At 65.5% G+C, this 21,457-nt stretch carries 22 protein-coding genes; 16 read left to right on the top strand and 6 right to left on the bottom strand.

Annotation, left to right across the window (positions count from 1 at the left end):
- Positions 1-27: 27 nt before the first annotated feature.
- The 5 genes from odhB (at position 28) to brnQ (ending at position 6,552) form a co-directional block, all read left to right on the top strand.
- Entirely contained in the window at positions 28-1,248 is a 1,221-nt protein-coding gene (gene odhB / locus PSK12I2_RS0100990) for a 2-oxoglutarate dehydrogenase complex dihydrolipoyllysine-residue succinyltransferase (protein ID WP_027596952.1), read from the top strand.
- An 80-nt stretch (positions 1,249-1,328) separates the two neighbouring features.
- The gene (gene lpdA, locus PSK12I2_RS0100985; RefSeq protein ID WP_007159250.1) at positions 1,329-2,765 is read left to right on the top strand and encodes a dihydrolipoyl dehydrogenase; all 1,437 of its coding nucleotides are present in this window, start codon (positions 1,329-1,331) and stop codon (positions 2,763-2,765) included.
- Positions 2,766-2,950: 185 nt separating this feature from the next.
- Complete coding sequence (gene sucC / locus PSK12I2_RS0100980) at positions 2,951-4,117, top strand: ADP-forming succinate--CoA ligase subunit beta (RefSeq protein WP_007159249.1); 1,167 nt, start codon at positions 2,951-2,953, stop codon at positions 4,115-4,117.
- A complete protein-coding gene (gene sucD, locus PSK12I2_RS0100975; RefSeq protein ID WP_027596951.1) occupies positions 4,117-5,004 on the top strand; it encodes a succinate--CoA ligase subunit alpha in 888 nt (295 codons plus the stop codon). Before sucC ends, sucD begins: the two co-directional genes overlap by 1 nt.
- A 204-nt stretch (positions 5,005-5,208) precedes the next feature.
- Entirely contained in the window at positions 5,209-6,552 is a 1,344-nt protein-coding gene (gene brnQ, locus PSK12I2_RS0100970) for a branched-chain amino acid transport system II carrier protein (protein WP_027596950.1), read from the top strand.
- 55 nt (positions 6,553-6,607) lie between these two features.
- Here brnQ and PSK12I2_RS0100965 read toward each other — a convergent pair whose 3' ends face one another.
- Positions 6,608-6,889 carry a hypothetical protein gene (locus PSK12I2_RS0100965; RefSeq protein ID WP_027596949.1) on the bottom strand — a complete coding sequence of 94 codons (282 nt, stop codon included), beginning with the start codon at positions 6,887-6,889 and terminating at the stop codon, positions 6,608-6,610.
- Positions 6,890-7,089: 200 nt separating this feature from the next.
- Between PSK12I2_RS0100965 and htpG the strand changes: the two genes are divergently transcribed.
- Together htpG and PSK12I2_RS0100955 are read left to right on the top strand one after the other, a co-directional pair.
- The gene (gene htpG, locus PSK12I2_RS0100960; RefSeq protein ID WP_027596948.1) at positions 7,090-8,994 is read left to right on the top strand and encodes a molecular chaperone HtpG; all 1,905 of its coding nucleotides are present in this window, start codon (positions 7,090-7,092) and stop codon (positions 8,992-8,994) included.
- 55 nt (positions 8,995-9,049) lie between these two features.
- A complete protein-coding gene (locus tag PSK12I2_RS0100955) occupies positions 9,050-9,787 on the top strand; it encodes a dienelactone hydrolase family protein (protein WP_027596947.1) in 738 nt (245 codons plus the stop codon).
- Positions 9,788-9,834: 47 nt separating this feature from the next.
- On the opposite strand, the gene PSK12I2_RS0100950 is transcribed toward PSK12I2_RS0100955, so the two are convergent.
- Together PSK12I2_RS0100950 and PSK12I2_RS0100945 are read right to left on the bottom strand one after the other, a co-directional pair.
- Positions 9,835-10,335 carry a SprT family zinc-dependent metalloprotease gene (locus PSK12I2_RS0100950; RefSeq protein ID WP_255211827.1) on the bottom strand — a complete coding sequence of 167 codons (501 nt, stop codon included), beginning with the start codon at positions 10,333-10,335 and terminating at the stop codon, positions 9,835-9,837.
- A gap of 19 nt (positions 10,336-10,354) precedes the next feature.
- A complete protein-coding gene (locus PSK12I2_RS0100945; protein ID WP_027596945.1) occupies positions 10,355-10,975 on the bottom strand; it encodes a DNA-J related domain-containing protein in 621 nt (206 codons plus the stop codon).
- Positions 10,976-11,072: 97 nt separating this feature from the next.
- On the opposite strand from PSK12I2_RS0100945, the gene ttcA reads away from it, so the two are divergent.
- From ttcA to PSK12I2_RS0100900, 9 genes are all read left to right on the top strand, one after another.
- Positions 11,073-11,897 (top strand): tRNA 2-thiocytidine(32) synthetase TtcA, encoded by an 825-nt coding sequence (gene ttcA / locus PSK12I2_RS0100940; RefSeq protein ID WP_027596944.1) that lies wholly within the window; start codon positions 11,073-11,075, stop codon positions 11,895-11,897.
- Entirely contained in the window at positions 11,897-12,568 is a 672-nt protein-coding gene (locus PSK12I2_RS0100935) for a DNA-3-methyladenine glycosylase I (protein WP_027596943.1), read from the top strand. The genes ttcA and PSK12I2_RS0100935 overlap by 1 nt, the downstream gene beginning before the upstream one ends.
- Positions 12,565-13,329 (top strand): NAD-dependent protein deacylase, encoded by a 765-nt coding sequence (locus PSK12I2_RS0100930; protein WP_027596942.1) that lies wholly within the window; start codon positions 12,565-12,567, stop codon positions 13,327-13,329. The genes PSK12I2_RS0100935 and PSK12I2_RS0100930 overlap by 4 nt, the downstream gene beginning before the upstream one ends.
- 96 nt (positions 13,330-13,425) lie before the next feature.
- Complete coding sequence (locus PSK12I2_RS0100925; RefSeq protein ID WP_037007455.1) at positions 13,426-14,064, top strand: NlpC/P60 family protein; 639 nt, start codon at positions 13,426-13,428, stop codon at positions 14,062-14,064.
- 96 nt (positions 14,065-14,160) lie between these two features.
- Positions 14,161-14,697, top strand: coding sequence for a C40 family peptidase (locus tag PSK12I2_RS0100920; protein ID WP_017638877.1), 537 nt, complete (start codon positions 14,161-14,163; stop codon positions 14,695-14,697).
- A 54-nt stretch (positions 14,698-14,751) separates the two neighbouring features.
- Positions 14,752-15,072 (top strand): hypothetical protein, encoded by a 321-nt coding sequence (locus PSK12I2_RS0100915; RefSeq protein ID WP_007159236.1) that lies wholly within the window; start codon positions 14,752-14,754, stop codon positions 15,070-15,072.
- Positions 15,073-15,351: 279 nt separating this feature from the next.
- On the top strand, positions 15,352-16,578 hold the full coding sequence (locus PSK12I2_RS0100910; RefSeq protein WP_027596940.1) for a cytochrome c: 1,227 nt from the start codon (positions 15,352-15,354) through the stop codon (positions 16,576-16,578).
- 2 nt (positions 16,579-16,580) lie between these two features.
- A complete protein-coding gene (locus PSK12I2_RS0100905) occupies positions 16,581-17,063 on the top strand; it encodes a (2Fe-2S)-binding protein (RefSeq protein ID WP_027596939.1) in 483 nt (160 codons plus the stop codon).
- Complete coding sequence (locus PSK12I2_RS0100900) at positions 17,060-19,306, top strand: molybdopterin cofactor-binding domain-containing protein (protein ID WP_027596938.1); 2,247 nt, start codon at positions 17,060-17,062, stop codon at positions 19,304-19,306. Before PSK12I2_RS0100905 ends, PSK12I2_RS0100900 begins: the two co-directional genes overlap by 4 nt.
- Here PSK12I2_RS0100900 and PSK12I2_RS0100895 read toward each other — a convergent pair.
- The 3 genes from PSK12I2_RS0100895 to PSK12I2_RS0100885 all read right to left on the bottom strand — a co-directional run bounded on the left by PSK12I2_RS0100895 (position 19,303) and on the right by PSK12I2_RS0100885 (position 21,322).
- A complete protein-coding gene (locus PSK12I2_RS0100895) occupies positions 19,303-19,920 on the bottom strand; it encodes a DedA family protein (RefSeq protein WP_027596937.1) in 618 nt (205 codons plus the stop codon). The genes PSK12I2_RS0100900 and PSK12I2_RS0100895 overlap by 4 nt on opposite strands.
- A 130-nt stretch (positions 19,921-20,050) precedes the next feature.
- On the bottom strand, positions 20,051-20,884 hold the full coding sequence (locus PSK12I2_RS0100890) for a metallophosphoesterase (RefSeq protein ID WP_027596936.1): 834 nt from the start codon (positions 20,882-20,884) through the stop codon (positions 20,051-20,053).
- A gap of 69 nt (positions 20,885-20,953) precedes the next feature.
- Positions 20,954-21,322 (bottom strand): YggL family protein, encoded by a 369-nt coding sequence (locus PSK12I2_RS0100885; protein ID WP_037007217.1) that lies wholly within the window; start codon positions 21,320-21,322, stop codon positions 20,954-20,956.
- Positions 21,323-21,457: the final 135 nt, after the last annotated feature.

Below are 21,457 nucleotides of genomic sequence, written 5' to 3'. Positions count from 1 at the left end.
CTAGAGATCACTAAGGAAATTCATAGAATGGCTATCGAGATCAAAGCCCCTACCTTCCCGGAATCGGTCGCTGACGGCACCGTCGCCACCTGGCACAAGAAGCCCGGTGAAGCGGTCAAGCGTGACGAACTGCTGGTCGACATCGAGACCGACAAGGTCGTGCTGGAAGTCGTGGCACCTGCCGATGGCGTGCTGGCCGAAATCCTGAAGAACGAAGGCGATACCGTGCTGAGCGAAGAAGTCATCGCTCGCGTGGAAGAGGGCGCCGCTGCCGCCGCCGCTCCGGCTGTCCAGCCGGCCGCTGCCAGCGCTCCGGCCGCCGCCCCGGCTGCCGGTGGTGAAGAGGATCCGATCCTGGCGCCCGCCGCGCGCAAGATCGCCGAAGAGAACGGGATCGACCCGGCTACCCTGGTCGGCACCGGCAAGGGCGGTCGCATCACCAAGGAAGACGCCGTCGCTGCCGTCGAGGCCAAGAAGTCCGGCGCCGCCGCTCCGGCTGCCAAGCCCGCTGCCGCTGCCGCTCCGGTGGTGACCGCCGCTGGCGACCGTACCGAGAAGCGCGTGCCCATGACCCGCCTGCGGGCCAAGGTCGCCGAGCGCCTGGTCGAAGCCCAGTCCAGCATGGCCATGCTGACGACCTTCAACGAGGTCAACATGAAGCCGATCATGGACCTGCGCTCCAAGTACAAGGACATGTTCGAGAAGAAGCACAACGGCGTGCGCCTGGGCTTCATGTCCTTCTTCGTCAAGGCCGCCACCGAGGCGCTCAAGCGTCAGCCGGGCGTCAACGCCTCCATCGACGGCAACGACATCGTCTACCACGGCTATCAGGACATCGGCGTGGCCGTATCCAGCGACCGTGGCCTGGTGGTTCCGGTGCTGCGCAACGCCGAGTTCATGAGCCTGGCGGAAGTGGAAGGCACCATCGCCGACTTCGGCAAGAAGGCCAAGGCCGGCAAGCTGACCATGGAAGACATGCAGGGCGGCACCTTCACCATCTCCAACGGTGGTGTCTTCGGTTCGCTGCTGTCCACTCCCATCGTCAATCCGCCGCAGACCGCGATCCTGGGCATGCACAAGATCCAGGAACGCCCCATGGCGGTGAACGGCCAGGTAGTGATCCTGCCGATGATGTATCTTGCGCTGTCCTACGACCATCGCCTGATCGATGGCAAGGAAGCCGTGACCTTCCTGGTCACCATGAAGGACCTGCTGGAAGACCCGGCTCGTCTGCTGCTGGACATCTGATCCGGCTCTCGCGGTGCGGGGCAGGGGCCACGCACCGCTTCAAGTTTTCCTGCCTGAAGCTGCTCCAAGGGGATTAGTGTATGAGCGACAAATTCGACGTAGTGGTGATCGGCGCCGGCCCTGGTGGCTACGTGGCCGCCATCCGCGCCGCGCAGCTCGGTCTGAAGACGGCCTGTGTCGAGCGCTACAAGGGCAAGGAAGGCAAGGTCGCCCTGGGCGGCACCTGCCTGAACGTGGGTTGCATTCCCTCCAAGGCGCTGCTGGACAGCTCCTACAAGTACCACGAGGCCCACGAGGGCTTTAAGGTCCACGGCATCGACGCGCCGAACGTCACCATCGACGTGCCCACCATGATCGGCCGCAAGGACCAGATCGTGAAGAACCTCACCGGCGGCGTGGCCACCCTGTTCAAGGCGAACGGCGTGACCCTGCTGGAAGGCAACGGCAAGCTGCTGTCCGGCAAGAAGGTCGAAGTCACCGGTCTGGACGGCAACGTCCAGGTGGTCGAGGCCGAGAACGTCATCCTGGCGTCCGGCTCGCGTCCCATCGACATCCCGCCGGCTCCGGTGGACCAGAAGGTCATCGTCGATTCCACCGGCGCCCTGGAATTCCAGAGCGTGCCCAAGCGTCTGGGCGTGATCGGTGCCGGCGTCATCGGTCTGGAACTGGGTTCGGTCTGGGCCCGCCTGGGCGCCGAAGTCACCGTGCTGGAAGCCCTGGACAAGTTCCTGGTCGCCGCCGATGAGCAGGTGTCCAAGGAAGCCTACAAGATCCTCTCCAAGCAGGGTCTGAACATCCGCATGGGTGCGCGCGTGACCGGTTCCCAGGTCAACGGCGAAGAAGTCACCGTGCACTACACCGAAGCCGGTGAAGAAAAGCAGATCACCTTCGATCGTCTGATCGTCGCCGTGGGCCGTCGTCCGGTCACCACCGACCTGCTGGCCTCCGACAGCGGCGTGGAAAGCGACGAGCGTGGCTACATCTACGTCGACGACCATTGCGCCACCAGCGTGCCGGGCGTGTTCGCCATCGGTGACTGCGTCCGCGGTCTGATGCTGGCCCACAAGGCCTCGGAAGAGGGCGTGATGGTCGCCGAGCGCATCGCCGGCCACAAGGCCCAGATGAACTACGATCTGGTCCCCTCGGTGATCTACACCCACCCGGAAATCGCGTGGGTCGGCAAGACCGAGCAGGCCCTGAAGGCCGAAGGCGTCGAAGTCAACGTCGGCACCTTCCCCTTCGCGGTCAGCGGTCGTGCCCTGGCGGCCAACGACACCGCCGGCTTCGTCAAGGTCGTGGCCGATGCCAAGACCGATCGCGTCCTGGGCGTCCATGTGGTCGGCCCGAGCGCGGCGGAGCTGGTGCAGCAAGGCGCCATCGCCATGGAATTCGGCACCAGCGCCGAAGACCTGGGCATGATGGTGTTCTCGCACCCGACGCTGTCCGAGGCGCTGCACGAAGCGGCCCTGGCGGTGAACGGTCATGCGATCCACGCAGTGAATCGCAAGAAGCGGTAAGAGATTTACGGAACCACGGGGTCGCCGACCGCCGTGGGGCCCTGAGGGCTCCACCGCAGGAAGGCGCCTCGGACCCTTGCGAGGGCAGGGGTCACAGGTGGCGCGGTGCCCGCGACCGTCCGGAGGACGGCACGGATAACGCACAGCGTCTAATGCGCAATACCCAACGAAGACGGTAGACAAGCATGAATCTCCACGAGTATCAGGGTAAGCAGCTGTTCGCTGAATACGGCCTGCCCGTTTCCAAAGGCTACGCTGTCGACACCCCCCAGGAGGCCTACGAGGCTTGCGGCCGTATCGGCGGCGACGAGTGGGTCGTCAAGGCCCAGGTACATGCCGGTGGCCGTGGCAAGGCCGGTGGCGTGAAGCTGGTCAAGAGCAAGGAAGAAGCCAAGGAATTCGCCGCCAAGTGGCTGGGCCAGCGTCTGGTGACCTACCAGACCGACGCCAACGGTCAGCCGGTCAGCAAGATCCTGGTCGAATCCTGCACCGACATCGACAAGGAGCTCTATCTGGGCGCCGTGGTCGATCGTTCCAGCCGCCGCATCGTGTTCATGGCGTCCACCGAAGGTGGCGTGGACATCGAGAAGGTCGCTCACGACACTCCGGAAAAGATTCTCAAGGCCACCATCGATCCGCTGGTGGGCGCTCAGCCCTACCAGGGTCGCGACCTGGCCTTCCAGCTGGGCCTGAAAGGTGACCAGATCAAGCAGTTCACCCAGATCTTCGTCGGTCTGGCCAAGCTGTTCCAGGACTACGACCTGGCCCTGCTGGAAGTGAACCCGCTGGTGATCAAGAAGGACGGCAACCTGCACTGTCTGGATGCCAAGATCAACATCGACAGCAACGCCATCTACCGTCAGCCCAAGCTGCGCGCCTTCCACGACCCGTCGCAGGACGACGCCCGTGAAGCCCATGCGCAGAAGTGGGAACTGAACTACGTGGCCCTGGAAGGCAGCATCGGCTGCATGGTCAACGGTGCCGGTCTGGCCATGGGTACCATGGACATCGTCAACCTGCACGGCGGCAAGCCGGCCAACTTCCTGGACGTTGGCGGCGGCGCGACCAAAGAGCGCGTGACCGAAGCGTTCAAGATCATCCTGTCCGACAGCAACGTGAAGGCCGTTCTGGTGAACATCTTCGGCGGCATCGTGCGCTGCGACATGATCGCCGAAGGCATCATCGGTGCCGTGAAGGAAGTCGGCGTGAAGGTGCCGGTCGTGGTTCGCCTGGAAGGCAACAACGCCGAACTCGGTGCCAAGGTCCTGGCCGAAAGTGGCCTGAACATCATCGCGGCAACCAGCCTGACCGACGCTGCCCAGCAGGTCGTCAAGGCCGCGGAGGGTAAGTAATGAGCGTCCTGATCAACAAAGACACCAAGGTCATCTGCCAGGGCTTCACCGGTAGCCAGGGTACCTTCCACTCCGAACAGGCCATCGCCTACGGCACCCAGATGGTCGGCGGCGTGACCCCCGGCAAGGGCGGCTCCACCCACCTCGGCCTGCCGGTGTTCAACACCGTCAAGGAAGCCGTGGAAGCCACCGGCGCCGATGCTTCGGTGATCTACGTTCCGGCTCCCTTCTGCAAGGACTCCATCCTGGAAGCGGCCTTCGGCGGCATCAAGCTGATCGTCTGCATCACCGAGGGTATCCCCACCCTCGACATGCTGGATGCCAAGGTGAAGTGCGACGAGCTGGGCGTACGCCTGATCGGCCCGAACTGCCCCGGCGTCATCACCCCCGGCGAGTGCAAGATCGGCATCATGCCCGGTCACATTCACCTGCCGGGCAAGGTCGGTATCGTGTCGCGTTCCGGCACCCTGACCTATGAAGCCGTGAAGCAGACCACCGACGCCGGCTTCGGCCAGTCCACCTGCGTGGGCATCGGCGGCGACCCCATCCCGGGCTCGAACTTCATCGATATCCTGAAGCTGTTCCAGGAAGATCCGCAGACCGAAGCCATCGTGATGATCGGCGAGATCGGCGGCAGCGCTGAAGAAGAGGCCGCGGCCTTCATCAAGGCCAACGTGACCAAGCCGGTGGTGTCCTACATCGCCGGTGTCACCGCACCGCCCGGCAAGCGCATGGGCCACGCCGGCGCCATCATCTCCGGCGGCAAGGGCACTGCGGACGAGAAGTTCGCCGCCCTGCAGGACGCCGGTGTGAAGACCGTGCGTTCCCTGGCCGACATCGGCAAGGCCCTGGCCGAGCTGACCGGTTGGGAAGTCAAGAAGGCCTGAGCCTGACCGACTGTAAAAAGGCCGCCTTCGGGCGGCCTTTTTCATGGGCGCTGCGATGACGCCTCATCAGCTGCCGGCTGCCTTTTCGCCGGTAATTCGTTAGGATGGCAACCTTCCGCTCCAACGGCCACACCGTGGCCCCACCAAGACCTGCTCCCATGAGGGCGGGCTGCCTCGTTTTCCTCATTGCTGGTACTGCCTTCCATGAAAGCTTTGCAAAGCCGGGATGTCCTGGCCCTTGGATTCATGACGTTCGCGTTGTTCGTCGGCGCGGGCAACATCATCTTTCCCCCGATCGTCGGCCTGCAGGCGGGCGAGCACGTCTGGAGCGCCGCCCTGGGCTTTCTGCTGACCGCGGTCGGCCTGCCGGTGCTGACGCTGATCGCCCTGGCGCGAGTCGGCGGTGGCATGGACGCCCTGAGCAAGCCGCTCGGCCAGACCGCCGCCCGCACCCTGGCCATCGTCTGCTACCTGTCGGTGGGTCCGCTGTTCGCCACGCCGCGCACCGCCACGGTGTCCTTCGAGGTCGGCGTTGCGCCGCTGCTGGGCAATGGTCCGATCCCGCTGTTCCTCTACAGCCTGGCCTACTTCCTGGTGGTGCTGGTGGTCTCGCTCTATCCGGGACGCCTGCTCGACACCGTGGGGCGCTTTCTCGGTCCGCTGAAGATCCTGGCGCTGGCGGTACTGGGCGGTGCGGCGCTATTCTGGCCGGCGGGCGGACCTGTCACGGCGGCGCCGGACTACGCCTCGCGGGCGCTGTCCCAGGGCTTCGTCAACGGCTACCTGACCATGGATACCCTGGGCGCCCTGGTGTTCGGCATCGTCATCGTCAACGCCATTCGTGCCCGGGGCGTGACCGCGCCGCAGCTGCTGACGCGCTACACCATCATCGCCGGTCTGATCGCCGGCGTCGGGCTGGTGCTGGTCTACCTGAGTCTGTTCCAGCTCGGCGCCGGCAGCGGGGTGCTGGTGCCCCATGCCAGCAATGGCGCCGAGGTGCTGCATGCCTATGTGCAGCATACCTTCGGCAGCGTCGGCAGCGACTTCCTGGCGGTGCTGATCACCCTGGCCTGTCTGGTCACGGCGGTGGGCCTTACCTGCGCCTGCGCGGAGTTCTTCAGCGAATTCCTGCCATTCAGCTATCGCAGTCTGGTGGTCCTGCTGGCGGCCTTCTCGCTGCTGGTATCCAACCTGGGGCTGACGCAGCTGATCCAGATCTCGGTGCCGATCCTCACCGCCATCTATCCGCCCTGCATCGCCCTGGTGGTGCTGAGCTTCTTTACCGCCCGCTGGGCGGCGCCCGGGCGCATCCTCGGCCCGGTGCTGCTGGTGGCCCTGGCCTTCGGTATCCTCGATGGCCTGCAGGCCGCGCACCTGACGGTGCCCTATCTGAGTGGTGCCGTGCAGTGGCTGCCGCTGGCCGACTCGGGCCTGGGCTGGCTGTTGCCGGCCGTGGTGGTGGGTCTTGCCGCCCTTGTCCTGGAAAGTCTGAGACGTGGCGGGCGCGCGCCCGAGAGTGAAGCCGAGCCGGATCCTTCGCGCTCCTGAATCGGTCGCCCACAAAAAAGCCCGCAGCAGCGGGCTTTTTTCATATCCGATCGGCTTACGGCTTGGGCTGGGTAGCCGGCGCGGTGCCGTTGGTGGTCCCGGTAGCCGGGCTTACCGAGGTGGCTTCGCCTTTGGATTGCTCCTTGGCAGCTTCGTTGGCAGCTTCGTTGCGCTGCTCGGCAGCCTTGTTGCTCTGCTCAGCGGCTTTGTTCAGGTTTTCCTGGGCTTTCTGTTCGGTCTTGGCAGCATCCTGAGCCTTGTTTTCGGAAGGCTTGTCACAGGCGGCGAGGCCGAAGGCGGCAGTGAAGAGCAGGGCGATGGCAAAGGGCTTTTTCATGTGTTTTCTCCTTATGAACTACACGACAGCCGTTCGAGCGCACCGTTAAAAGTTAAGTTCCGCGTCTAGCTCCAGCATCGCGCAAATTCCTACCTGCATCGCGAACCGAGCGCGCCAAGGTTGAAATGTCACCGCGCGCCCCCATCTCCGCGACATCGCCAGGCATCTGGTGCGTACCTATCGATAGCGGAGTTCGTAGCATGAGTGTGGAGACTCAAAAGGAAACCCTAGGCTTCCAGACCGAAGTGAAGCAGCTGCTTCACCTGATGATTCACTCGCTGTATTCCAACAAGGAAATCTTCCTGCGCGAATTGATTTCCAACGCCTCCGACGCGGCCGACAAGCTCAGATTCGAGGCCCTGTCCAAGCCCGAACTGCTCGAAGGCGGGGATACGCTGAAGATTCGCCTGAGCTTCGACAAGGAGGCCGGCACGGTCACCCTCGAAGACAACGGCATCGGCATGAGCCGCGAAGAGGTGATCGCTCACCTCGGCACCATCGCCAAGTCCGGCACCGCCGATTTCCTGAAGAATCTCAGCGGTGACCAGAAGAAGGATTCCAACCTCATCGGTCAATTCGGCGTGGGCTTCTATTCGGCCTTCATCGTCGCCGACCAGGTGGATGTCTACACCCGTCGCGCCGGCCAGCCGGCCGCCGAGGGCGTGCACTGGTCGTCCAAGGGGGAAGGGGAGTTCGAGGTCGCGACCATCGACAAGCCCGAGCGTGGTACCCGTATCGTGCTGCACCTCAAGCCCGAGGAAATCGAATTCGCCGATGGCTGGCGCCTGCGCAACGTGGTCAAGAAGTATTCCGACCACATCGGCCTGCCCATCGAGCTGCCCAAGGAGCAGCAGGGTGGCGAGGACGAGCAGCCGGCCGCAGCCGAGTGGGAAACCGTCAACCGCGCCAGCGCGCTCTGGACCCGTCCGCGTACCGAACTCAAGGACGAGGACTACCAGGAGTTCTACAAACATGTCGGCCATGATTTCGAGAATCCCCTGACCTGGAGCCACAACAAGGTCGAGGGCAAGCTCGAATACACCTCGCTGCTGTACGTGCCGGCCCGCGCGCCCTTCGATCTGTACCAGCGCGAAGCGCCCAAGGGCCTCAAGCTCTATGTGCAGCGCGTCTTTATCATGGACCAGGCCGACCAGTTCCTGCCGCTGTACCTGAGATTCATCAAGGGTGTGGTGGATTCCAACGACCTGTCGCTTAACGTCTCCCGCGAGATCCTGCAGAAGGATCCGGTGATCGACTCCATGAAGTCGGCGCTGACCAAGCGCGTGCTGGACATGCTGGAGAAGCTGGCCAAGAGCGAGCCGGAGAAGTACCAGTCGTTCTGGGGCCACTTCGGCCAGGTGCTCAAAGAGGGTCCGGCGGAAGACTTCGCCAACCGCGAGAAGATCGCCGGCCTGCTGCGCTTCGCCTCGACCCACAACGGCGACGATGCCCAGAACGTGTCCCTGGCCGACTACATCGGCCGGATGAAGGAAGGTCAGGACAAGATCTACTACCTGACCGGCGAGAGCCACGCGCAGATCAAGAACAGCCCGCACTTGGAAGTCTTCCGCAAGAAGGGTGTCGAGGTGCTACTGCTGACCGATCGCATCGACGAGTGGCTGATGAGCTATCTCACCGAATTCGACGGCAAGCATTTCGTCGACGTCGCCCGTGGCGATCTGGATCTCGGCAAGCTGGACAGCGAAGAAGACAAGCAGGCCCAGGAAGAGGTCGCCAAGACCAAGGAAGGCCTGGTCGAGCGCCTCAAGCAGGCCCTGGAGGCCCAGGTAAGCGAAGTCCGCGTCTCCCATCGTCTGACCGATTCGCCGGCGATCCTGGCCATCGGCGAGCAGGACCTCGGCTTGCAGATGCGCCGGATCCTGGAAGCCAGCGGCCAGAAGGCCCCGGATTCCAAACCGATCTTCGAGATCAATCCGCAGCACCCGCTGATCGAGAAACTCGATGGCGAGCCCGACGAGGACCGCTTCGCCGACCTGTCGCACATCCTGTTCGATCAGGCAGCGCTGGCCGCGGGCGACAGCCTCAAGGATCCCGCCGCCTATGTCCGCCGGTTAAACAAACTGCTGGTGGAATTGTCCGCTTAACAACGAAGAAGCCCGCCTCGGCGGGCTTCTTTCTATCCACCTTCTGGAGGACCCCATGGTCGAAGTCACTGTAAAACCCGTCGCCTACGAAATCGATGGCCAGCCGTTCGAGAGCCAGCTGGTGTATGCCACCAGCGGCAATCCCACCCGCCCGGGCGTGCTCCTGGCGCCCAACTGGATGGGGGTGTCCCATGGCGCCGTCGAGCAGGCCAAGGGCCTGGCCGAGGCCGACGGCCTGGCCTACCTGGTGGTGGATTTCTATGGTCGCAACGTGCGTCCGCAAAACGCCGACGAAGCCCTTGCGGCCATGACGCCGATCCGCGGCGATCGCGCGCTGCTGCGCCAGCGCATGCAGGCGGCCTATGCGGCCCTGGTCGCCCAGGCCGAGACGGCGGCGGTGGATGTCCATCAGATCGCCGCCATCGGCTTCTGCTTTGGTGGCTGCGCGGCGCTTGAACTGGCCCGTGACGGCGCGGCGCTGAGCGCCGTGGTGACCTTCCACGCCAATCTGGATACGCCCAACCCGGCCGATGCCGCCCGGATCACCGGCCCGGTGCTGGTGCTGCATGGCGCCTCCGATCCGCTGGTGCCGGACGAGCAACTCACCGGTTTCCGCCAGGAGATGGATGCCGCCCAGGTGGACTGGCAACTGCTGAGCTATGGTGGCGCGGTGCATTCCTTCACCGATCCCGAAGCCAACAATCCGGGCAAGCAGCAGTACCACCCGGTGGTGGCCAAGCGCGCCTTCCTGGCGATGCACAACCTGTTCGACGAAGTCTTCGCCCAGGGCTGAGGGCTTTCGCGACCTGCCTGCCGGAACCCGGATCGGGACCGGCAGGATCAGCCGCGGATGACTTCCTGGGTGAAGTCCAGCGGACCGCGGCAGCGCCGGCACAGATAGCGCCGTCCCTTGCGCACCAGCGCGTGACGCTGGGCGGTGAATTCGAAGCGGCCGTCGGGGCAGTTGCAGCGATACAGGTACAGGGTGCGTGCCCGTTGCGGCAATTCGTAGGTATGGCAGCGATCCGGCGGCAGGCCATAGACCCCGCGCATGATCAGCTGCCACTCCTCGCCATGGGGGCGGATGCCGCCACCGAACAGCTGATGCGCCACCAGATGCGCCACCTCGTGGGCGACGGTCTGCTCGAGGAAGTGGGCGCGATTTTCCTGATAGAGCTGCCGGTTGAATCTCAGCCGATTCTCGGTGAGATGGGCGACGCCGGCGCGCTGGCCACGCAGGGCCAGGCTGACCTCGGGGCGAGGGAAGCGGCGTTTGAAGAAGGCCTCGGCCTGCCGATAGCAGTCTTCGACCCGGGCTGTGAGTTGTTCAGGCATGGGCAACCTCTGGCGAGGCGGGTGATTATGCCGAAGCCCGTGCCTGCGCCCTAGCGTCCGCGGTCGGCTGGTGGCCGTAGTGCCGCCTCAGCGTATCCATGGCGGCATTGATGGCCTGCAGTCGGCCGGTGCTGCCACCGTGATCGGGGTGATGACGGCTGGCGAGCTGGCGATAGCGGCGGCGGATCTGGCCATAGTCCGCCGAGCGATCGAGTCCCAGCAGGCGCAAGGCCTCCAGCAGTTCGGACTCACCGTTGACCAGGGCCCAGAAGTGATTGAGCAGGTTGGCCACGTCTTCCGGGGTGGTGGTCTCCAGCTGGGTGACATCGAGGTAGTAGGCGCGTAGCGGATCGGCCACCACCAGCCCGGCACGGGCGCGCAGATAGGGGCGCAATTCGATGCGCAGGGCGCTGATGACCAGTTCGGCGCGCTGCTCGGCGCGGAGTTGATCGCGCAGTCGATAGAGGGCGTTGAAGACGCGGAAGTGCAGGCGGAAGAGTTCGTAGTTGTCGGTCACCGGGCGCGGCGGGATCAGCGGTGATCCCGCCCGGCGCAAGGCCTGCAGCAACTCGTACTCCGACAGGCTGGACTGGGCCCTGAGCAGTTCCTGGTGGAGCGCCGTCATGAGCGCCTGGGCTTCGCTCATGGCTGCCGGTCGCCATGGACTGACGTTCGGGGTAGGGCGGCGGACGCTTTGCGCGTAAAATGCCGGCCTTTCGTTTTTTCCTTTCGCGGATTCATCCATGGGCACCCTTTCGGTCAACCAGAACAAGCTGCAGAAACGCCTGCGCCGTCTTACCGGCGAAGCCATCGCCGACTACAACATGATCGAGGACGGCGACAAGGTCATGGTCTGCCTGTCCGGTGGCAAGGACAGCTACACCCTGCTCGACATGCTGCTCTACTTGCAGAAGGTCGCACCGATTCGCTTCGAGATCGTGGCGGTCAACCTCGACCAGAAGCAGCCGGGCTTTCCTGAACACGTTTTACCTCAGTACCTGAAGGAACTGGGGGTCGAGTACCACATTCTGGAACGTGATACCTATTCCGTGGTGAAGGAAAAGATTCCCGAGGGCAAGACCACCTGTTCGCTGTGCTCGCGCCTGCGGCGGGGCATCCTCTATACCTTCGCCGACGAGATCGGCGCGACGAAGATGGCGCTCGGCCATCATCGCGACGACATGGTAGAAACCTTCTTCCTCAATTTGTTCCATGGCGGCACGCTCAAGGCCATGCCACCCAAGCTGCGCGCCGACGACGGGCGCAACGTGGTGATCCGTCCGTTGGCCTATTGCAACGAGAAGGACATCGAGGCCTACGCCGTCTTGCGCGAATTTCCCATCATTCCCTGCAACCTCTGCGGCTCCCAGGAGAACCTGCAGCGCAAGGTGGTCAAGGAGATGCTGCTGGAGTGGGAGCGCAAGACGCCAGGGCGTACCGAGATCATGTTCCGCGCCCTGCAGAACGTGGTGCCCTCGCAACTGGCCGATCGCGAGCTGTTCGACTTCGCCAGTCTCAGGGTCGATGACAGCGCCACGCCGCGCTTCGTCCAGGTGATGAATCTCTGATGCGGGACTACGCCTGGCTGCTCGAATACGCCCTCAATCGCTGCGGCTCCCGAGCGGCCCTGGAGGCACGGCTGCCGCAACCGGTCGACGCTGCCACCCTGGCGTCCGTGGGCGATGACCGCTATCTGTCGCTGCTGACCCGGCGCATCTTTCGCGCCGGACTCAAGCACAGTCTGGTGGACGCCAAGTGGCCGGCCTTCGAGGAGGTCTTCTTCGGCTTCGATCCGGAGAAGGTGGTGCTCATGGGCGGCGAGCGTCTGGAGCGGCTGATGCAGGACGCCCGTCTGATCCGCCACCTGGGCAAGTTGCGCAGCGTGCCGATCAACGCCCAGATGGTGCTGGACTTCCAGCGCAGTCACGGCAGCTTCGGCCAGTTGCTGGCCGAATGGCCGACCCAGGACATTGTCGGCCTCTGGGAGCTGCTAACCAAGCGTGGCAATCAGCTGGGTGGCCTGTCAGCGCAGCGCTTCCTGCGCATGGCCGGCAAGGACACCTTTCTGGCGACCGACGACGTGGTGACGGCACTCAAGGCGCAGAACATCCTCGACAAGGCGCCCACCGCCAAGCGTGATCGGCAGAAGATGCAGGAGGCCTTCAACCTCTGGCAGGAACAGAGCGGCCGCCCGCTCTGCCAGCTGTCGGTGATGCTGGCCCTGACGGTGAATCATTGACCGACGCCCTGGTGCGTGCCCAAGGCCTGCTGCAGCGGGCCGGTCGGGTGCTGTTCATCACCGGGGCGGGGCTGTCCGCCGATTCGGGACTGCCGACCTATCGGGGCCTGGGCGGGCTGTACAACGGCCTCACCGAAGAGGGCATCCCCATCGAGGCGGCGCTCTCGGGCAGCATGCTCCGGCAGCGTCCGGAGCTCTGCTGGCGCTACCTGGCGCAACTCGGCCGGGCCTGCGCTGCGGCCAGGCCCAATGCGGCGCACCAGGCGATCACCGACTTCGGCGTCTGTCACCCCGGCAGCTGGGTGCTGACGCAGAACATCGACGGCTTTCATCGGCAGGCAGGCTTTCCGCCAGAGCGGCTGATCGAGATCCATGGACAACTGGAGCCGCTCGCCTGTGTGAGTTGCGCGCAGACGGTCGCAGATGCCCAAGATCACCTGGCCGGTCCGCTGCCGCCGCGCTGTCCCGCGTGCGGCGGCATCCTGCGGCCACCGGTGGTGCTGTTCGAGGAAGCGCTGCCGGTCATCGAGCTGCAACGTCTGCAGGAGGCGATGGAGGAGGGCTTCGACCTGGTGATCGCGGTCGGCACCACGGCCGCCTTCGGCTATATCCAGGCGCCGATTGGCCAGACCCTGGCGCAGGGTGGTGACCTCATCGAAATCAATCCGGACCGCTCGTCGCTGAGCGGCTTGGCGACCGTTCAGATCAAAAAAAGGGCCGTAGACGTCCTTCCTCGGCTTTTGAGTCACATCGGAGGCTAAAAAAACTTGCCATCTGTGATCCAGGTCGGCAAGGTGTTGAAACTTTGAGAAAACGACACGGTCGTGCCCATGCCAAGGAAACGCTTCGCACCCCTCGTGCCCCTGTCTTTTGTCTGTCTGCTCGCCGCCTGTGCGAGTGCGCCGCAAAGTCCTGACACCGCCGTTGCCCCTGATCAGTCCTCTACCTCTCGGACCTTCCAGACCGCCTCGCTGCATGGTCTGGGTGGTGCTGGCAACGGTTCCGCCGCGGTGGAGACCGAGAGCGCTCAGCAACGTCCGGTCTTCCCCCATACCCAGTCGCCGCATCAACTGGATTGGGATCGCGAGGTCGGTCCGCGCCAGGCGCTGCCGAAACTGGCGGACCAGATCCTCAATCGTGCCACCCAGCTGGTGGGCACGCCCTATCGCCGCGGCGGCAGCACCCTGGCCGGTTTCGATTGCAGCGGTTTCGTCAATTACGTCTTTCGCGAGCGGGCCGGCATGACCCTGCCGCGCTCCACCCGCGAGATCATCGATCTCGAAGTACCGGTAGTCAGCAAGAACGATCTGGAACCTGGCGATCTGTTGCTGTTCAATAGCAACGGCCGTGGCCGGGTCAGTCACACCGGTATCTACATGGGCGAGGGCAAGTTCATCCATTCCTCCAGTCGCCGCAGCGGCGGGGTGCGGGTGGACAGCCTGGACGACCAATACTGGAAGGTGAGTTTCCTGGAAGGCAAGCGCGTATTGCGCTGAGGCGTATCGCCGCGATCTCCGCCGGTGCGCTTCGAGGACCCGTCGAGGCTGCGTGGCAGGCCGACGGTGATCGATGGATAACTAAGGATGTCTCCAATGCCGCATGCGGCTCGCCTCGGATTGTATTGCGCCTTCGTGCTGCTGGCCGCCTGTGCCGGCAGGCCGCCCCAGGCACCCGCACCGGTCGCCCCGGTCGTCTCCCGCCCCCTGCTGGAAAGCCAGGCCCAGGCCGCCAACGATGTGCTCTTTCGGGCCATTGGCCTGGTCGGCACTCCCTATCGCTACGGCGGCAATACCCCGGCGGGTGGCTTCGATTGCAGCGGGCTGATCGGCTACGTCTATCGCGATGCGGCCGGGGTGACCCTGCCGCGTTCGACCCGCGAGATGATCACCCTCGGCTCGCCCAATGTGGCGCGCAATGCCCTGCAGCCCGGTGATCTGATCTTCTTCGCCACCGCCGGTGGCCGTCAGGTCAGCCATGCCGGCATCTACGTCGGGGAAGGGCGCTTCGTCCATGCACCGCGCACTGGCGGGACGGTGCGCCTGGACAGCCTGGCCAAGCCCTATTGGCAGAACAGCTATCTGCAGGCCAAGCGCGTGCTGGTCACGCCGAGTCTCGCCGGCGGCTATTGAACCCCGTTCCGCCCGGGCCGCTCGAATAGGCATCCAGCCCGTGCGGAGCCCATCATGCCCCAGGCGATACGTCTGCCGCCCCAGCCGGCTCGTTGCGAGCTGTGTGGTAGGGCGGCGCCGCTCACCCGCCATCACCTGATCCCTCGCTCGCTGCACGACAAGGCATACGTGCGCAAGAGATTCGACCGCGTCAGCCGGATCACCGCCACCCTCTGGGTCTGCCGACCCTGCCACAACCATATCCACCAGACCTTCGACGAAAAGACCCTGGCGCTGGAATACAACAGCCGCGAGTTGCTGCTCAGCGATGCACGCATTCGCCAGTTCGTCGACTGGCTGGCGGCCAAGCCCGATGGCTTCGTGCCCAAGCGTTGAGTAATACCACCCCTATAGTGCTTGGGTGTGGGAGGTCTTCCTTCCTGTCCTGAGTGCGGGTAATCAGAATCGGTGGTTGCTGGCGACTCACAGCTCTCGCGCCAGGGCGCAGCCGGAATGGAGCAGGATTGTAAAGGCCGCAGTTGACGTGCGGGCCGAAACTGTCGCCTGCATCTCACCTCCAGGGGCGAACGCCACGGGCGCTTGCCGCTGCGATTAGGATGACGGCAACGCCACGGCGGAATCCGCCCGTCCGGTTCGACCTCAAGAGGAGAGCTGATGAGATCCCTGGCCCTGCCCCTGTTGGCGGGGATGCTGCTCCTGTCCAAGGCCGCGCCGGTGCGCGCCGACGAGGCGACCCTGGCGCGGGGCGAATACCTGACCCGGCTGGGCAACTGCCAGGGCTGTCATACCCGTCCCGACGGTGCACCCTTCGCCGGTGGTGTCGCCTTCGATACGCCTTTTGGCCGTCTTTACTCAAGCAATATCACGCCGGATCGCGAGCACGGCCTGGGCGACTGGACGGCGGACGAGTTTCGCCGCGCCTTGCACGACGGGCTGGGGCGCGATGGTGAGCAGCTCTATCCGGCCTTTCCCTATACGGCCTTTACCCGCCTGAGCGACGAGGACATCGCCGGGATCTTCGCCTATCTGCAGATCCAGCGACCGGTGCCCTATGCGCCGCCCGCCAACGGCCTGCGCTTTCCCTTCGATCAGCGCGCGCTGATCCGCGGTTGGAAATGGCTCAACTTCACGCCGGGTCCGTTACCCGTTACTGCCGATGCGCAGGTGGCGCGGGGCGCCTACCTGGCCGAGGCGGTGGGGCATTGCCAGGAATGCCATACGCCGCGGACCTGGAGCCAGGGTCTCGACAGCGGGCGGGCCTATGCCGGGGCGACCCAGCAGGGCTGGACCGCCTGGAATCTCACCGCGGACCCGCGCGGCCTCGGCGGCTGGAGCGATGCCAAGCTCGCCAGCTATCTGCGCGAAGGCCATCAGCGCGGCGAGGCTGTGGCGGCGGGCCCCATGGCCGAGGTGGTGAGCGGCGGTACCCGGCATCTGAACGATGCGGATCTCGGTGCCCTGATCGCCTATCTGCGGACCCTACCAGCGCAGCCCGGAGCGGTGCCGGCGCGTGCCGAGGTGCAGCCACCCGGTGAAACCGGGCCGCTCACTGCTGCCGAGACGGAGAGTGCGGCCTTGCTGCAATCCGCCTGCGCCAGCTGTCATGCGCCGGACGACCAGGGGCCGGCCGGTCCCTATCCGCGCTCCTTCAGCAACTATTCGGCGGTGCGCGATCCGGCAGGGACCAACTTGGTGCGCGTGCTGCTCGACGGGCTCGACCGCCAGGGACGCACCGAGCACGCCTTCATGCCAGCCTATCGGGAGTTGCTCAGCGATCAGCAGCTGGCCGATCTGGCCACCTACATCGGCCGCCGCTTTGGTGGTCACGCCGCCGATATTCGTCCCGAGGACGTGGCGGCGGCGCGCGAACGGGAGCACTAGCGGTGGCGGTCCTCGAACTCAAGGTCAATGGCGAGTCGCGACAGCTCGACGTCGATCCACGCATGCCTCTGCTGGACGCCCTGCGCGACGAGCTGGGCCTCAAGGGGCCGAAATTCGGCTGCGGCCTGGGCGAGTGTGGTGCCTGTACGGTGCTGGCGGATGGCAAGCCGGTGCGTGCCTGTCTGCTGCCGGCGGCGTCCTTTGCCGGTCGCGAGCTGCTGACCCTGGAAGGCCTGGGCACGCCAGCGGCGCCGCACGCGCTGCAACGGGCCTTCATCGAGGAGCAGGCAGCGCAGTGCGGCTATTGCATCCCTGGCATGGTGATGACCGCCCGCGCACTGCTCGAACGCGTGCCCGATCCCAGCGATGCGCAGATCCGCCAGGCGCTGGCGGCCAATTTCTGTGGCTGCGGGACCCACTATCGCATCCTGCGCGCGGTCAAGCGGGCGGCGGTGCTCTTGCGCGACGGGCAGGCCCCGGCATGACGCTGTCCCGCCGCACCTTTCTCGGCGGCAGCGCGGTGCTGCTGCTGGGCTTCAGCCTGCAGCGACCGGTCGCCGCCCAGGTATTGCCCGCACCTACTGACACTGCGAGTCTGGCCAAGACCCTCGATCAGCGCCAACTGGACGCCTGGCTGGCAGTGGATGCCCAGGGCCAGGTCATCGTCTACAGCGGCAAGGTGGAACTGGGTACCGGGGTCAGCACGGCGCTGCGGCAGATCGTGGCCGAGGAGCTCTGCGTGGCCTTTGCCGCCACCCGGTTGATCCAGGGCGATACCCGGCTGACGCCCGACCAGGGCATCACCGCCGGCAGCAAGAGCCTGCAGGTGGGCGGCGCCCAGTTGCGCAAGGCCGCCGCCAGCGCGCGGCAATTCCTGTTTCTGGAAGGAGCGCGGCGCCTGGGGCTGGATCTGGCGGTGGTGGACACGGTGGATGGCCGGGTGGTCTATCGTGGCGATCCCACCGGGCGTTTCGTCAGCTATGGCGAGCTGGTCGGCGGACGGCCGCTGGGGCGGCTGGTCAACCAGGCGGTGCGTACCCGCGCCGTCAAGGACTATCGCCTGGTCGGGACCTCGGTGCCGCGGGAAGACATCCCGGCCAAGCTGTTCGGCAGCTTCGATTACGTCCACGACCTGCGCCTTCCCGGCATGCTGCACGGTTGCGTGGTGCGGCCGCCCTGCATCGGCTCGGCGCGGTTGGCGGGGGTGAGTGTTCGCGGTATCGATGCCAGCGCGCTGCCGGCGGGCGCTCAGCTGGTGTACGAGGGCGCCTTCGTCGCGGTGGTGGCCGAGCAGCCCTGGCTGGCGCGCCAGGGCGCGGCGGCGCTGCGGGTGGACTGGAGCCTGGTGCCGGACCTGCCCCTGCCAGGCGAACTCTATGCCCGGCTGGAAGCCAAGGCCGGACCGGCCGACCTCCAGCAGGAGGCCGGCGATGTCGCGGGGGAGCTGGCGAACGCCGCCCAGCGCCTGGACGCCGAGTATCGCTGGCCCTACCAGAATCACGACTCCATCGGTCCCTCCTGCGCGGTGGCGGATGTGCGTGCCGACGGCGCCACCGTCTGGAGCGGTACCCAGGGCGTCTATCAGCTCCGGGCGGCGTTGGCGGATCTGCTGGCGCTACCGGAAGACAGCATCCATGTCATCTACCAGCAGGCGTCGGGCTGCTATGGCCATAACGGCGCCGATGACGCGGCGGCCGATGCGGCGCTGCTCTCCAAGCTGTGTGGCCGTCCGGTCCGGGTGCAATGGAGTCGCGCCGACGAACACGGCTGGAATCCCAAGGGACCGGCCATGCTGATGCGCCTGGCCGGCGGCCTGAGCGCGGCTGGCGATCTGCTGGCCTGGCGCTTCGCCAACTGGACGCCCACGCATCTGACCCGCCCCAATGGCCAGACCGGCAAGGCGGCTCTGCTCGCCGGGCAACTGGCCTACAACCTGCCGCTCAAGGGTGGGCGGGGTGGTGGCAATCGCAATGCGCCGCTGGACTACGACCTGCTCAATGTCCAGGTGGCGACCCACTGGCTGGAAGCCGGGGATTCGCCGCTGCGACCCTCGGCCCTGCGCGCCCTGGGGGCGGTCGGCAATACCTTCGCCAACGAATCCTTCATGGACGAGCTGGCCCTGGCGGCCGGGGTCGATCCGCTGGAATTCCGCCTGCGCTATCTGCAGGATCCTCGTGCGCGGGCGGTGCTGCAGGCCGCCACGGCCAAGGCCGGTTGGCGACCGTCGGCCCGGCAGGAAAAGACCTGGGACGGCGCCCTGGCGAAAGGTCAGGGCCTGGCCTTCCTGCGCTATGAGAACGAGAACGCCTATGTGGCCGCGGTGGTCGAGGTGGCGGTGAGCGAGGCGGCGGGGATCCGCGTCACCCGGGTGGTGGTGGCCCATGACTGCGGGCTGATCGTCAATCCGGATGGCCTGCGCAACCAGTTGGAAGGCTGCGTGGTACAGGGCATCGCCCGGACCCTCAAGCAGGCGGTGCGCTTCGATCAGCAGGGGGTGACCAGTCTGGAGTGGGGCGCCTATCCGCCGCTGACCTTCAACGAATTGCCCGAGTTGGAACTGGAACTGATCGATCGGCCGGAAGAGCCGGCGGTGGGGGCCGGGGAGGCCACCACCGCCGCCATCCCAGCGGCCATCGCCAATGCCGTGGCGGCGGCGACCGGTCTGCGCCTGCGCGAGGTACCGCTGAATCGCCAGCGTCTGCGCGAGGCGCTGGCCGCCCGCCGCTAGGCGCGTTTCAGCCGCTGCTTGAAGAACAGCGCGGCGCCGGCGCCCAGCACGGCGACCACCGCCGCGCCGATCCACAGCGACTCGTTGCCGGCGAAGCTGAAGTGGTTGGCGCCCTTGGCCGCCAGATAACCCGGGCCCATCATCAGTGGCGCCCAGACGATGGCCGAGAGCACGTTGGCCGACTGGAAGCGCAGCTGGTTCATCGCCATCATCCCGGCCACCAGGGGCACGGTGTTGCGGATCATGGTCAGGAAGCGCCCGCCGAAGACCGCGAAGAAGCCATAGCGGCGGAAGAACAGCCGGGTCCGGGCCACCTGCTTGCGATAGCGGCGAAAGGGCGGGCGGTGGACGATGCTGGGACCGAGCCAGCGGCCGATGACATAGGAGCAGATGTCGCCGAGGATGGCGCCGACGATGGCGGCCAGCACCAGCGGCACCGGCGAGAGCACCCCGGAGCCGGCCAAGCCGCCGACCACCAGCAGCAGCGCCGTGGCCGGAATGAAGACGCCCAGCAGCACCAGGGACTCGCCAAAGGCGAGCAGGCCGACGAGCAGCGGTGCCCAGGCCTGGTGGGTTTCGATAAAGCCAAGCAGCGATTGCGTCAGGGATTCCATGGGAGGCCACTCTTGCCGAAAGTCCTAAGACTACGCGGCGCCCGTGGCCTGCCAGCCGTTTCAACAGCTTGAATCAATTTCCATTGCTGGAAGTGCGCGCGAGCGCGCATAGGCGTCCCGGTCGGACGCCTCAGCCTTCCGCGAGGGCGTCCTGCGCGGCCTGCCAGCGCAGTGCGTGACGCTCGCCGACGACGAAACGATCGCCCTGGAAGTCCCAGCGCTCCACGTCCACGGTCTTCTCCGTTCCTTCGCCGACCAGCAGGCGATTGAAGGAGTTGGGCGAGGTGCCGCGCACGCGCGATGAGAGGGCGGTGCCGGCCTGCACGATCCAGACCTCGCGGGGGAGGGTGGGGTACTGGCGACTCAGCGGCAGCACATAGGGCAGGTGGATATGGCCGCCCATCACCAGATCCAGGCCGGCATCGGCCCAGGTGGCCAGGGCGTGATCGGCATTGTGCTGCAGATTGCTCAGGTCGCTGAGTTCGAGGGCGCCGAAGGGCTGGTGGGCGATGACGATGCGCAACTTGCCCGGGCCTGCGCGGCGCAGGCGTTCGGCGACGCGCTCAATCTGCTCGGTGCTCACCGCGCCATCCTTGTGGCGTCGCGGGGCGGTGGTGTTGAGTCCGACCAGCAGGAGCTCGTCGTTCTCGAAACTGGGCTCGAGGTCCTGGCCGAAATGGCGGCGATAGTTGCCATAGGGCGTCAGGAAACGAGCGAAGACATTGTACAGCGGCAGGTCGTGATTGCCCGGGATCACCAGGGTGCGGGGAATGCCGTAGCTTTCCAGGCGTTCGACGAAGGTCTTGGCGGCGGCGAATTGCTCGCGCCGGGCGCGCTGGGTGATGTCCCCGGAAAGGATGAGGACATCGGCGCCGTGTTCGCGGACATGGGCTTCCAGGGCCGCGACCACGGCGGGTTGCTCGGTGCCGAAGTGGGTATCGGAGATTTGCAGGAGGGTCGTCATGAGGACCTGGTTTCCAACGGATTCCCCTTTACGACCGCAACGGACGCCAAGCTATCCGGCGAAGGCTAGTTAGACTTCGCCGTCGTGGTGCCAGGCGTCATGCAGATCGGAGGCGTTGGCTTCGCCGACTTCGGCGCGGGCCTTGAGCCAGTCCAGCAGCGCGGTACGGTCTTCCGCGGTGGGCGAGGTGTAGCGCTTGTTGGCCATGATGGTGCCTTCGACCCAGGCGTTGTCGAAGCCGCCGATGTAGTCCAGCTTGCGCTCTTCGACGTAGTCGATGAAGTCGCCCAGGAAGGTGTCCAGATCGTCTTCGCTGAGTTCGTTCTTGAAGCTCACCTTGATTTCAAAGGCCAGTTCCTGGAATTCGCCCAGGTACTGCTTCTTGCGCAGGCGACGCTTCATGCGGCTCAAACGGGGATCTTGGTTGGTATCGGTCATGGCGAAGGCCTGGATATCGATGAAAGGGCGGGCATTATCCCTGGCGTCGCCGGGTAATGCCAATGCCGAACGCCCGAGCGGCGGCTTCCTGTGCGGGATTCGGCTGCGACCAGAGCGCGCAGCACGGCAGCCGGC

The organism is Pseudomonas sp. MOIL14HWK12:I2, assembly GCF_000510745.1.
Classification (GTDB): domain Bacteria; phylum Pseudomonadota; class Gammaproteobacteria; order Pseudomonadales; family Pseudomonadaceae; genus Chryseomonas; species Chryseomonas oryzihabitans.
This window is presented reverse-complemented; position numbering and strand designations above follow the sequence as displayed.